Source organism: Brevibacillus parabrevis, assembly GCF_003710905.1.
Taxonomy (GTDB): Bacteria; Bacillota; Bacilli; order Brevibacillales; family Brevibacillaceae; genus Brevibacillus; species Brevibacillus parabrevis.
Genome location: NZ_RHHV01000016.1, coordinates 40,511 through 53,517, shown reverse-complemented (window position 1 = coordinate 53,517; position 13,007 = coordinate 40,511). Strand labels below are relative to the sequence as shown.

Here is a 13,007-nt window from a genome sequence, read left to right as displayed (position 1 = left end):
GCAAGCAAACAGCATGACTTTTTGCAAAAAGAAAAGGAGGTTTACCAATGGGAGAACTCGTTATTGTTGCTATCGGTGGCAACTCATTGGTGAGAGATAACGGTCGCGATTCGATCGCGGATCAATACGAAGCGGTGTGCGAAACCGCGATCAACATTGCCGACATGGTCGAGCAAGGCTTCCAGGTTGTCGTTACACACGGCAACGGCCCGCAGGTCGGCTTCGCGATGCGACGCTGCGAGATTGCCCATGAAGTGTCGGGAATGCCGACGATTCCGCTCGTCAACTGCGTGGCAGACACGCAAGGGGGCATCGGCTACCAAATCCAGCAGGCGCTCACCAACGAGTTCGCCAAACGCGGGATTGCCAAAAAAGTGGCGAGCATCATTACGCAGGTGGAAGTCAGCAAAGAAGACCCGAACTTCCAAAATCCGACGAAGCCAGTCGGCTCCTTCTTTACGCTGGAGCAGGCGGAAGCGATGAAAGCCGAGCATCCGGACTGGGTGTTCATCGAGGACTCCGGGCGCGGCTACAGAAGAGTGGTTCCATCACCGAAGCCCATCGACATCGTGGAAAAAGAAGCGATCCGCTCGCTGATCGAAGCCGGATACGTGGTAATAGCGGCTGGCGGTGGCGGCATTCCGGTCGTCAAGACGGGGGAAAATACGTACGACGGCATCGATGCCGTGATCGACAAAGATTTTGCCACAAGCCTGCTGGCTGAACAAATCGACGCGCAAACGCTGATTATTACGACGGGCGTTCCGCAAGTGTGCATCCATTTTGGCAAGCCGGAGCAAAAGGCGCTTGAGCAAATCACGATAGAAGAAACGAAGCAGTATGTGCAGGAAGAACATTTTGCCAAAGGCAGCATGCTGCCGAAAATCGAGGCGAGCCTGAGCTTTTTGGAGCATCGCGGGTCGCGGGTCATCATCACCAACCCGGAGAGCTTGAAAGACGCGATCGTCGGCAAAGCAGGCACGCACATCGTCAAACAATAACCCGATGCAAGGAGGACGCATGATCGTGGATTACATGAAACTGGCTGTAGAGAAAACTATCGAAGGGATGGAAAACAAAATCGGCGGGCCGTTCGGAGCGGCTGTCGTGCGCGGCGATGAAATTATCGCGGTGTGCAGCAACCGGATGATGGCGGATATGGACCCGTCCCAGCATGCCGAGATGGTCGCGATCCGCGAAGCGTGCAAAACGCTTGGCACGATGAATCTGGAAGGTTGCGAGATTTACGCCACGTGCGAACCTTGCCCGATGTGCGTAGGCGCGATCATCTGGTCCGGCATCAAGGTCGTCCACTATTGCTCGACTTCTCACGATGCGCATGAGCACGGCTTTTCCGATATGCACTTGCGCGACTACTTGACTGGCAAGGACAAGAGCGTCCTGAACATGATCAAGGTGGAGAAGCGCGAGGATTGCGATCACCTGTTTACGTACTTCCACGAGCTGAACAAAACGCAAAAGTAATCGCCATTTCAAAGAAAACAGTTGGGGTGAGGCAGCATGGATAAATCATTGCAAGGATTGCTGTGGAAAAAGGGTGACTGGGCCGCGTACTTCGGCCTGCTTGCCAACAACTTGACAAACCTTCTGACCATGATCGCTTTGTTGCTGTTTGTTGTCGGCTTTCCGGAAGAGATCGTGTACGGCCGCGTCGTTCCTGCGTTCGGCCTCGGAATCTTTCTCGCCAGCATCTGCTACTTTGTGTTCGGTTATTTTCTCGCCAAAACGACCGGGAGAAAAGATGTGACGGCACTGCCGTCCGGCCCGAGCGCTCCTTCGATTTTTACCGTGACGTTTCTCGTAATTTTGCCCGTCTATCTGTCTACCAAAAATGCAGAGTTTGCCTTTCAGATTGCCCTGGTCTGGTGCTTTTTTGAAGCGATGATTCTCGTCATCGGTTCCTTTTTGGGCGATACGATCCGCCGCATGATTCCGAGAACGGTACTGCTCTCTTGCTTGTCCGGGCTTGGCCTGCTTTTGCTCGCGATGAATCCGATGCTGCAATCGTTCGAGACGCCCGTTGTCGCGTTTGCTGTCCTCATCATCATTTTCTTGAACTGGTTCGGGAAAAAGCCGATTTTGGCGAAAATTCCTACAGGCTTTTTGCTGCTGGCGACTGGAACGATTCTCGCCTGGGCATTTGGCTTGCAAGATCCGGCAGCGATTGCTGCATCGATGCAATCGTTTGGCTTCAATCCGCCGACCGTGCATGTCGACTCGCTGATCCAAGGCATCCCGCACGCTCTGCCTTACTTGGCGTCTGCGGTGCCGCTGGGCTTGGCCAACTACATCTTTGACCTGGAAAACATCGAAAGCGCGCACGCTGCCGGCGACGAGTACAAAACAAGACAAGTGATGCTTGCCAACGGCCTGTCTTCGATCATCGGCTGCTTCTGCGGCAATCCGTACCCGGTCACTGTGTACGTTGGACATGCCGGCTGGAAATCTCTCGGCGCCGGAATTGGCTATACCGTCGCGACTGGCCTGTCGATGTTCATCATCTCGCTGTTCGGGATCGGGGCGTTCTTGCTTGCGGTCATTCCGGTTGCGGCGATTGTGCCGATTCTCGTCTATATCGGGATCGTCACAGCCAACCAGGTCGTGCGGGAGACGCCGAAGCTGGAAGTCCCGGTCATCTTCATCTGCATGTTCCCGTGGATTGCCAACTGGGCGTTGACCTTGACCAATAACGTGCTGTCCGCTGCCGGAACGACCGGGGCCAAGGTAGGGGTGGACGTGATGGCGAACAAAGGCGTTTACTACAACGGTTTGATGCATCTTGGCAACGGGGCGCCGATCAGCAGCATGGTCTGGGGGTGCATCGCGATCTTTGCGATTACAGACAAGCCGTTGCGGGGCGCAATCGCTGGTGCGGCGGGGGCCGCTCTGTCCTTGTTTGGCATCATCCACTCGCCAACGGTCGGCTTTGCCCTAGATTCGTCCATGCAGTTCGTCTACTCGTACTTGATGGTCGCAGCGATTTTTGTCGGCAAATACATGCTGGACAAAAACGCACCGCTGGCCAAACTGCAAGAAAAAGACGCGAAGGCATAAGCTGGCTGCGTTGCGAAAAAGAAAAGCTGTGATCCGAAACGGGGTCACAGCTTTTTGGTGTTTGTCTGGACACTCTTTATTTGCAACCTTTCTATATGGGAAAACGTAAAATACTTGTGCCTTGGATAAAAAAGGAAGTAGGAGGCTCAAGTGACTATAACAAAGGAAAATGATTCCTTGAAAATCAGTCGGCACTGGGAGTCCCTTAATGCGGGAGATTTAGGATTATAAAATCAGGGAGGGGGTTCCCCGATTCGACCGCGAATCCCTGGATACCTTGCTAAAGCTCCTGTCGCAAAAGAGCCGGGTCATCTGCATATCCTCTGACGGCATTTTCGGGCAAGCAACTGGTGCTTTTGCAGTTTGTTCGGAAAAAGCCGACTTTCCCATTTCCGCAAACTGCGTTTCTATAGTAGACTTGGAGCATATTGGAAACCGCGAGTAGAGGGGAGGCTGGCATGAAAAAACGGCGTATGTTGCTGCTGGGAGCCAGTGGATATTTGGGAGCGCAAATTTTCCATGAGCTACAGCAGGATGCAGATAACGAGGTTGTCGGCACGTGTTATTCTGCTCCGCCAACAGGAGAGCAGCTCGTGCAGGTCGACGTCACTCATCCCGCAGCGTTTGCCGCATTGCTTGCGGACTTTGCGCCGGAGATCGTCATCTGGGCGTTGATGAGCGCGACCGATGAGCATGCTCTGATTACAGAAGGTTTGGACATTTTGCAGGCGCATCTGCCGCCAAAGAGCCGAGTCATTTTCATTTCCTCTGACGGCATTTTCGGACAAGGGACGGGTGCTTTTGCGGAGGAAGACCAGCCGCTGATGCTCTCTGAACGCAATCCGCTGGCTCGTTACTCGCGGGCAAAATGGCTGGGGGAAGAGCTTGTCCGGCAACGCCGCGAACAGCATGTCATCGTTCGCATCGGCCCGCTCTACGGCTGCAATTCCCTGGGCAAATGGGACAAAAGAGCGGCGACGATTCGCCAGGAGCTTGCCGCTGGCCGACCGATCACCCGTACGAGCAATTTGTTCAAAACGTTTTTGCATGTACAGGATGCCGCTCAAGCGATCAAGGAATTGGCCGACAGCTCTTTCGTCGGGACGCTGCACCTCGGTCCCGCGCAAAAAGAAAGCTATTATTCTTTTGCTGTCACGCTGGCAAAAGCGCTCGGACTTGACTCTCGCCTAGTGACAGAGGATCGCCTGGATGCAGAAGAAGCCAGGGAAAAAGGGATTCCGCTGGATACCTCGCTGAACACAGGCAGGGCAAATGCGTTGTTGCGCACGCGTTTTCGCCAAGTGGGGGAAGCAGCGTGCAGCGCGGCAAAGGAAACAGAACGGCATTAGAAAAGAGGCAGGATGTGCGCCTGCGCTTGCACTGGCGAAACGATTCTGACCTTTTGCCACACTTGGAATGAATTTTCCGGAAAAGCGATCAAAACGGATGGCAGACAAAGGAGCGAAAAACATGAAAAAGATCGGATTAATCGGCGGCATGAGCTGGGAGTCTTCTCACGTGTACTATCGACTGATCAACGAAGCTGTAAAAGAACGACTGGGTGGGCTGCATTCCGCCAAAAGCATCATGTATTCCGTTGATTTTGCCGAAATCGCAGACATGCAGAGCGATGGTCGCTGGGACGAGGCGGGAGAGCAGATGGCAGAAGCAGCGCGGAGTTTGGAGGCGGCAGGTGCCGATCTGATCGTTCTGTGCACCAATACGATGCACAAGCTGGCGTCTTATATCGAGGACGCGACGAAGCTGCCCTTTTTGCACATTGCCGATGCGGCGGGAAAAGCGATAACCGTGCAAGGAATCAAGCGGGTCGCCCTGCTTGCTACCCGCTTTACGATGGAAGAATCCTTTTACACGGATCGTCTGCGCGAGCTTCACGGCATTGAAGTGCTCATACCTGATGAGCAGGAACGCAAAATCGTGCATGACGTCATTTACCAAGAGCTGTGCCGGGGAATCATTCGTGAGGAATCAAAGAGCGAGTATATGAAAATCATCAACCGTCTCATCAGCGAAGGAGCAGAAGGTGTCATTCTCGGCTGTACAGAGGTCGGCTTGCTGATTTCGGCCAACGATTGCGAGGTTCCCGTTTTTGATACATCGCTCATTCATGCGCAGGCAGCGGTAGAAGCGGCTTTGCTGAAAGCGGGAGAGTAAGCATGAATCCTTTTGCACAGACCCCGAAACCGCCTTACTACGCCGTCATCTTTTCCTCCCAGCGAACAGCGGGAGATCAAGGGTACGGGGAGATGGCGGACCGGATGGTGGAGCTGGCTGCGGAGCAACCCGGGTACCTGGGGGTAGAGAGCGTCCGCGACGAATCCGGCTTCGGGATTACTGTTTCCTACTGGGCCTCGCTGGAAGCGATTCGCGAATGGAAGCGGAACGAGGAGCACCGGGTGGCACAGGAAAAAGGAAGACAGATGTGGTACGGCCATTACATCACGCGCATTTGCAAGGTAGAGCGCGACTACACCTTGTAAGTGCAAACAAAACGGTCATGACCGTTTGATTGACCGCAAGCGCAAGCGGCCACAGCCCATGTCATGAAAAACAGCGAGACATTTTTCACAGAAAAAAGAAGGCTCCGTTTCTCTTTGCCTGATGGCATGGAGGAGCGGGGCTATTTATTTTGCAGCCAGCGTTTTTAGGGGGACCTCTCTTTTGAGCAACCGGAAGATGTGTTGAAAATCCAGCTCGCTGCCATCTGTGCGAGACATTCGTCAACCAGGCGAGGGCAGGAAAAGAATGACACAACTAAAACAAACAAAAACCACTTAAAAACAATTCCTTTACGCTGGATTCACATCCACTTAATATTAGGCCCGTAAGATGGGACGTGAGGTCAGGAAATGAATATTCCACACAGGGGAGAGATTCTCAATGAGAAAGTGGCATTATCCTTTACTTGCGTCCTTTTTGTCGATCGCCTTTTTGGCTGGATGCGGACAAGCTCCACAGTCCCAAGCAAACACACAAGGAGCGGGGGCAAGTCAGGCGGGCCAACAGCAAGCTGCTTCGGGAGCGATTACCGTTTATACCGCGCTGGAGGACGACCAGATCAAGACGTACCTGGAATCGTTCAAAGCGAAGTACCCGGATGTGAAGGTCAACATCGTGCGTGATTCGACCGGAATCATCACGGCAAAGCTGTTGGCGGAAAAAGACAATCCGCAAGCAGACGTCGTCTGGGGTACAGCGGCGACAAGCCTTTTGGTACTGGAACAGCAAGGAATGCTGGAAGGCTATTCGCCAAAAGGAATCGAGCGTGTCTCCCCTGAGTTCAAAGATACGAAAGAGCCTGCCAGCTGGGTAGGGATTGACGCCTGGGAAACGGCGATTGCCGTCAACACCAAAGAGCTGGAAAAGCGCAACTTGCCGATCCCCCGCACTTATGAAGATTTGATCAAACCGGAGTACAAAGGCTTGATCGTCATGCCGAACCCGGCTTCGTCCGGCACAGGACTGTTGACCGTCAACGGGATCATGCAGCTCAAAGGCGAGCAGGAAGGCTGGGCTTACCTCGACAAGCTGCACGAGAACATGGCGATTTACACGCATTCCGGCTCGAAGCCAGCGAAAATGGCGGCGTCGGGTGAGTATCCGATCGGCATTTCCTTCGGCTACCGTTCCATTACCGAGAAGAAAAAAGGCGCTCCCGTGGAAGTCGTTTTCCCGACAGAAGGCTCCGGCTGGGACGTGGAAGCGAACGGCTTGATCAAAAAAGCGCAAATCAAACCAGAGGCCAAACTGTTCCTCGACTGGGCAATCACGGATGAAGCGATGAAAGCCTACAACCAGAACTATGCCATCGTCAGCGTGAAGCAGGACGGCGCGCCACTGCCGGAAGGCTATTCCGTAGACCCGATCTCGCAGCTGGTCAAGCTCGACCTGAAAAAAGCGGCGGAAAACCGCGACAAAGTTTTGGCTGAGTGGGAAAAACGCTACGCGACCAAAAGCGAACCCAAGTAAGCAGCGAGGAGAACAGCATGACACCATCCTATCTATCCATTCAAGGGGTCAGTAAACGTTTCGGTTTGTTTGCCGCTTTGGAGCACATCTCCATCGATATCGACAAAAATGAATTTGTCTGTCTGCTCGGCCCCAGCGGCTGCGGCAAAACGACATTACTGAGAATGCTGGCAGGATTGGAGCAACCGACAACAGGCCGGATGATTGTGGACGGCAGGGAGATTACCTCTCTGTCTCCGGCCAAACGCAACATCGCGATGATGTTCCAGTCTTATGCGTTGTTTCCCAATTTGACTGCGGCGCAAAATATCGCCTTTGGGCTAGAGGAGAAAAAGCTGGGCAAAAAAGCGATTGCCGCCAAAGTAGAAGAGGCGCTGGACATGGTGGATTTGTCTCATGCCGCCGCCAAATATCCCGGACAGCTCTCGGGCGGCCAACAACAGCGGATTGCCTTGGCGCGGGCTATTGCGCTGTCGCCTGATGTGCTGCTGCTGGACGAGCCGTTGTCCGCGCTGGACGCAAAAGTAAGGCAAAAGCTGCGTCGGGAGATTCGCCGTTTGCATGAACAATACGGAATGACTACGGTCATGGTCACGCACGATCAGGAGGAAGCGCTGACCATGGCAGACAAGATCGTCGTGATGAATCACGGCGAGGTCGTGCAGGTGGGTACGCCGGAAGAAGTGTACAACAAGCCTGCCAACCCGTTCGTCGCCGATTTTATCGGAGCGATCAACTTTTTTGCTCCCGATCGCTTTGAGCACAAGCAAGCAGACAACCAGCGATTGTTCGCCATCCGTCCCGAGCATGTGCGGCTTTTGCCGGACGAATCGGAGTGCGGCATCCCGGCAATCATTTCCGAGATGGAGTTTCGCGGTTCCTTTTACCGGATGTTTCTCGCCTGGGAAGAGAGCGGTCAGAGCGCGACTGACGTGCTGACGCTCGATCTGTTGGCGACCCAGGCCCGCAAGCTGGGGCTTGTGCGCGGGCAAAAAGTGTGGCTGGAGTTCCCGCTGGAAAATCTGCTTTCTTTTGAGCAGGCAGACGTCAGCGCAGGACGGGGGTGAGCGCAATGAACGGAGTTGTTACCGCGCCAAAAGGCAAGGCGGGGCAAAAGTGGCTGATGGTGCTCGTCGTGGCCGGGCTGTCTGCCAGCGTGCTGCTGCCGCTCATCCAATTGTTTTCCAAAGCGTTTTACGACAAAAATGGCCTGTTCGTCGGCTGGGATAACTTCATCACCTACTTTTCCACTCCAGCGCTGTCGCAGTCGCTTCACAACACGCTGTATATTTCCTCCATGACTACGGCAATCGCCGTTTCACTCGCCTTTTTGTTCGCCTATGCCCTGACGCGCAGCGGCATCCGGGGAAAAGGCTTCTACCGGGCGGTCGCGCTGCTTCCGCTGTTCGCACCGACGATGATGCACGGGATTGCCTTGACGTATTTGTTCGGCAATCAGGGGCTGGTGACGACGGGGATTTTCGGCTTGCTGCCGTTTCAGTGGGACGTGGATCTGTACGGGCCAGTCGGGATCGTTTTGGCGGAAATCGTCTACGTGTTTCCGCAGGCGTACCTGATTTTGGCTGTCTCGCTCGCCTTTGCCGACTACCAGCTATACGAAGCGGCGGATACGCTCGGCGCCGGACATGTGCGCAAATTGATGACGGTCACGCTTCCCGGCGTCAAATACGGGATCGTCAGCGCCTGCTTCGTCTGTTTCACGCTTTCGTTTACCGACTTCGGGGCGCCAAAAGTAGTGGGCGGACAGTTTTCCGTGCTGGCCACCGATATTTACAAGCAAGTCATCGGGCAGCAAAACATGACGATGGGAGCTACCGTGGGACTGCTGCTGATCATCCCGGCGCTCGTGGCGTTTATCGTGGACAGAATCGTGGAGCGCAAGCAGCATGCAGCCGTCACAGCCAAGTCCAAAGAGTACCGGATCAAGGCAAACGGCTGGCGCGACCTGTTTTATACGGTTGTTTGCCTGGGCGTCAGCGGATTTTTGCTCTTGCTGATGGCGACAGTGGTTCTGGCTTCCTTCATTCAGGTGTGGCCGTACAATCTCGACTTTAGCTTGGTTCACTACGATTTTTCCAATGTCGCAGGAGAAGGTATCGAGCCGTTGTGGAACAGCATTGTCGTCGCTGTATTGACGGCGGTGATCGGCACATGCGTGACGTTTGTCGCCGCGTATGCGATTGAAAAGTCGCAGGTGTGGAAGGGGCTGCGCCAGGCAGGGTACTTTCTGTCGATTCTTCCTTTGGCGCTTCCCGGACTTGTGATCGGTCTGGCCTACATTTTCTTTTTCAACAATCCGGCCAACCCGCTGCACGGTCTGTACGGCTCGCTCTGGATTTTGATTTTGGCCAACGTCATTCACTTTTTCGCGGTAGGCTTCATCACGGCAACAACCGCGCTGAAAAAGCTCGATCCGGAGTTCGAGCAGGCAGCCGAGTCGATGGGCATCGGGCAAATGAAGCTGTTTTGGCGGGTGACCGTTCCGGTCTGCATGCCTGCGATCATCGAAATGCTCGTGTACTTTTTCATCAACGCGATGGTGACGATCTCGGCGGTCGTGTTTTTGTACGCGGCGGATTTCAAGCTGGCGTCCGTCTCCATCGTCAATATGGATGACGCGGGCGATATTGCCCCGGCGGCAGCCATGTCGGTATTGATTGTCGTCCTCAACATCATCGCCCGTGCAGGCGCGGAGTGGATCAGCGCGAGACTGCGCAAGCGCACGGCAAGAACAGAGCAGGAGAAAGGACAGGTGGCATAAATGAAAGCAGTCATTTTCGATTGGGCAGGCACGATGGTGGATTACGGGTGCTTTGCGCCGTTGGCAGTGTTTTTGCAAGTGTTTGAGAAAAGAGGGATTGAACTGACGGCAGCAGAGGCACGCGAGCCGATGGGGATGCTGAAGCGCGATCATATTGCGGCGCTGTGCCGGATGGAGAGGGTCGCTGAATTGTGGAAAGAAAAATTCGGCCGCTATCCGAACGAGGCAGATGTAGACGACTTGTACGCTGATTTCGAGCCGATGCTGATGGCGACGCTGCACGATTACGCGACTCCTGTGCCGGGAGCGCTTGCGCTGGTGGCGCGGCTGCGCGAGCGGGGAATCAAGATCGGCTCGACTACAGGCTATACGCGGGAAATGATGAACGTCGTCGCCGCAGCGGCGAAAGAGCAAGGCTACGAGCCGGATTGCCTCGTGACGCCAAGCGAAGTGCCCGCAGGCAGACCGTATCCGTGGATGTGCTATCAAAATGCGATCCAGCTCGATGTGTATCCGTTTGGCGAAATGGTCAAAGTAGGCGACACGACGAGCGATATGCAGGAAGGCAGAAATGCGGGCATGTGGACCGTAGGCGTCCTCAAGGGCGGAAGCGAGCTTGGCTTGTCGCAGCAGGAAGTAGCGAACATGCCAGCGGACGAGCTGGAAGAGCGGCTTGCAAGCGCTGCCGCCAGATTGCAGGCAGCAGGAGCGCACTATGTAATCGAAGAAATCGGACGGCTGGATGACGTGTTAGCGAAAATCGAGCTGCGCCTGAAGGCGGGAGAGCGTCCGTAACGGCAAAAGGTTCCAGCAGGCACGAAAGACAGAAAGGATGAGAAGCATGACGCAAACAACGACAACCGACAACCCGTATTTGCTTTTGACGCCAGGGCCATTGTCTACCTCGCGAACCGTGCGGGAAGCGATGATGCGCGACTGGTGCACATGGGATCGCGACTACAACGAGCTTGTGCAGTCTACGCGTCAAAAGCTGGTCGGATTGGCAACCACGCAGACGGATGATTATACAAGTGTACTTATGCAAGGCAGCGGCAGCTTTTGTGTCGAGGCGGTCATCAGCAGCGTGATTCCAAAAGCGGGCAAGCTGCTGGTGCTGACAAACGGAGCGTACGGCGACCGGATCGTCCAGATGGCGCAAGTGCATGGCATTCATACAACGGTGATCGATTTTGGCGAGCTGGCCCAGGTGGAGGCTCGCGCAGTCGAACAGACGCTGGCAGCAGATGGCGCGATTACGCATGTGGCTGTCGTTCACTCGGAGACGACGACAGGCATGCTCAATCCGATTGCCGAGATTGGAGCGGCGGTTAAAAAATACGGCAAGGTGTACATCCTCGACGCCATGAGCAGCTTTGGCGGCATTCCGCTCGACGTGGCAGAGCTGTCGATCGACTTTTTGATTTCCAGCGCCAACAAGTGCATTCAAGGCGTACCGGGCTTCGGCTTCGTCATCGCGAAGACGTCCGAGCTGCACAAATGCGCTGGCGTGGCCCGCACGCTGTCCCTCGATCTGTACGACCAGTGGAAAACGATGGAGGAGCAAAACGGCAAGTGGCGCTATACTTCCCCTACGCACGTAGTCCGGGCCTTTTACCAGGCGTTGCTTGAGCTGGAGCAAGAAGGCGGAGTAGCGAAAAGATACGAGCGCTACAAGCAAAATCAGGCGATTCTCTCAGAGGGCATGGAGCGTCTCGGGCTGCGCGTTCTGTTGCCAAAAGAATCCCAGTCTCCGTTCATCACTTCCTTTTACTATCCGGAGGTGGAGTCGTTCTCTTTTGCAGAGCTGTACGAGCGATTGAAGCAGGCGGGCTTCGTCATCTATCCGGGAAAGATATCGCAAGCAAATACGTTTCGCATCGGCAATATCGGCGAAGTGTACCCGGCGGATATGGAGCGGTTGCTGACAGCAGTGGAAGCAAACCGATTTTGGCTGTAGACGATTTTTTTTGACCCGAAAACCAACGAAATCAACAATAATCCAACAGGACAATCCTTGATTGTCGCGGCAAATACCACTACAATTCAAGAGAGGGGAAAAAACGGAATAAAATGGTTGTTGTTTCCTTCTCAAGCTGACAGCAGGTGCAAACGGCAAGATTCACGTCAGGAATGGGACGGCAGCGATGGTCAGCCGCCCATCTGGCTTCAAGTACGTAAATAGGGGGACAAGACCGGTGTCGTTGTTCGGGGAAGAGCGTAAGCAGATCATATTGCAGTTGGTCAATTCGAATGGCAAGGTAAGGACAAACGAGCTGGTAGAAAAGCTGCAAGTATCTTCAGAATCGATTCGCCGCTATCTGGAAGAGCTGGAAGCGGAGAAAAAGCTGAAGCGCGTCTATGGAGGAGCAATCAAGCTGAACGTAGATCGCACAGAACCATCCCACCTCAGCCGCGAAGTCATGAAGGCAGAAGAAAAGCGGAGAATCGGGCGGGTAGCGGCCGAACTGGTGCAGGACAGCGATACGATCGTGATCGATGAAGGCACGACGCCTCTCCAGATGATCAGCTTTTTGCTCAACAAAAAGGATTTGACCGTCTTGACCAGCTCGATCACGGCGCTCAATCTGCTCATCGAGTACCAAAACAACGGCTTGCTCAACGCAGAGGTCTACTTCCTGGGCGGCCGAGTGAACGCGAAGCATTACCGTGTGGGCGGTCCGTTTGCTGAAAAAATGATGAAGTCCTTCTACGTGGATAAAGCGTTTCTGTCCATGGACGGTCTTTTGCTGCACAAGGGCTTGACCTGTTATGACCCGGAGCGTGCAGAGCTGGCGAAGCATTACATTGAAAATGCGAACGAGAACATCGTCCTCGCCGATCATTCCAAAATCGGGATCAGCACGTTGTGCAAGGTTGCCGACCTCAAGGAAATCGACATGGTCATCAGCGATACGGCGGCTCCCGAGGAATGGAGCGACGATTTGCAAGCCAAAGGCGTTACCTGGCTGGTAGCCAAAGAACTGTAAATAACGACAAGCGAGACAGGCCGGATTTCTTTGCGCGAGAAATCCGGCTTTTTGGCGTGCAGCGCCTGACTTGTCCAAACAGAAGCGGCAAAAACATTTTGATCGTGCGGATCGTGAGTTTGGACAAAAAAAACTGGAGAACGTGCATTGTTTGTCGGCATGGAACCACATAT

The 13,007-nt window shown here is 54.3% G+C and carries 12 protein-coding genes; all 12 read left to right on the top strand.

The genetic code is table 11. The features are described from left to right. Positions 1 to 47 precede the first annotated feature (47 nt). Positions 48 to 1,001: a carbamate kinase gene (gene arcC, locus EDM60_RS22365; RefSeq protein WP_122965947.1), complete on the top strand. Its 954-nt coding sequence runs from the start codon at positions 48 to 50 to the stop codon at positions 999 to 1,001. 25 nt (positions 1,002 to 1,026) lie between these two features. Next, the gene (locus EDM60_RS22360; RefSeq protein WP_122965997.1) at positions 1,027 to 1,485 is read left to right on the top strand and encodes a nucleoside deaminase; all 459 of its coding nucleotides are present in this window, start codon (positions 1,027 to 1,029) and stop codon (positions 1,483 to 1,485) included. A gap of 36 nt (positions 1,486 to 1,521) precedes the next feature. Continuing rightward, entirely contained in the window at positions 1,522 to 3,075 is a 1,554-nt protein-coding gene (locus EDM60_RS29255; RefSeq protein ID WP_122965946.1) for a xanthine permease, read from the top strand. Positions 3,076 to 3,533: 458 nt separating this feature from the next. After that, a complete protein-coding gene (locus EDM60_RS22350) occupies positions 3,534 to 4,424 on the top strand; it encodes a sugar nucleotide-binding protein (protein ID WP_122965945.1) in 891 nt (296 codons plus the stop codon). 121 nt (positions 4,425 to 4,545) lie between these two features. After that, positions 4,546 to 5,250: an aspartate/glutamate racemase family protein gene (locus EDM60_RS22345; protein ID WP_122965944.1), complete on the top strand. Its 705-nt coding sequence runs from the start codon at positions 4,546 to 4,548 to the stop codon at positions 5,248 to 5,250. A 2-nt stretch (positions 5,251 to 5,252) separates the two neighbouring features. Beyond that, positions 5,253 to 5,576: an antibiotic biosynthesis monooxygenase family protein gene (locus tag EDM60_RS22340; protein ID WP_122965943.1), complete on the top strand. Its 324-nt coding sequence runs from the start codon at positions 5,253 to 5,255 to the stop codon at positions 5,574 to 5,576. Between the two features lie 400 nt (positions 5,577 to 5,976). Next, positions 5,977 to 7,065, top strand: a complete 1,089-nt coding sequence (locus EDM60_RS22335) for a putative 2-aminoethylphosphonate ABC transporter substrate-binding protein (RefSeq protein WP_122965942.1) — start codon at positions 5,977 to 5,979, stop codon at positions 7,063 to 7,065. 17 nt (positions 7,066 to 7,082) lie between these two features. Further along, positions 7,083 to 8,132 (top strand): ABC transporter ATP-binding protein, encoded by a 1,050-nt coding sequence (locus EDM60_RS22330; RefSeq protein WP_122965941.1) that lies wholly within the window; start codon positions 7,083 to 7,085, stop codon positions 8,130 to 8,132. Between the two features lie 5 nt (positions 8,133 to 8,137). Continuing rightward, the gene (locus EDM60_RS22325; RefSeq protein ID WP_122965940.1) at positions 8,138 to 9,847 is read left to right on the top strand and encodes a putative 2-aminoethylphosphonate ABC transporter permease subunit; all 1,710 of its coding nucleotides are present in this window, start codon (positions 8,138 to 8,140) and stop codon (positions 9,845 to 9,847) included. Next, positions 9,848 to 10,642: a phosphonoacetaldehyde hydrolase gene (phnX, locus tag EDM60_RS22320; RefSeq protein ID WP_122965939.1), complete on the top strand. Its 795-nt coding sequence runs from the start codon at positions 9,848 to 9,850 to the stop codon at positions 10,640 to 10,642. It begins immediately after the preceding gene. A gap of 46 nt (positions 10,643 to 10,688) precedes the next feature. Then, positions 10,689 to 11,804, top strand: coding sequence for a 2-aminoethylphosphonate--pyruvate transaminase (gene phnW / locus EDM60_RS22315; protein ID WP_122965938.1), 1,116 nt, complete (start codon positions 10,689 to 10,691; stop codon positions 11,802 to 11,804). Positions 11,805 to 12,042: 238 nt separating this feature from the next. Further along, entirely contained in the window at positions 12,043 to 12,834 is a 792-nt protein-coding gene (locus EDM60_RS22310) for a DeoR/GlpR family DNA-binding transcription regulator (RefSeq protein WP_122965937.1), read from the top strand. Positions 12,835 to 13,007: the final 173 nt, after the last annotated feature.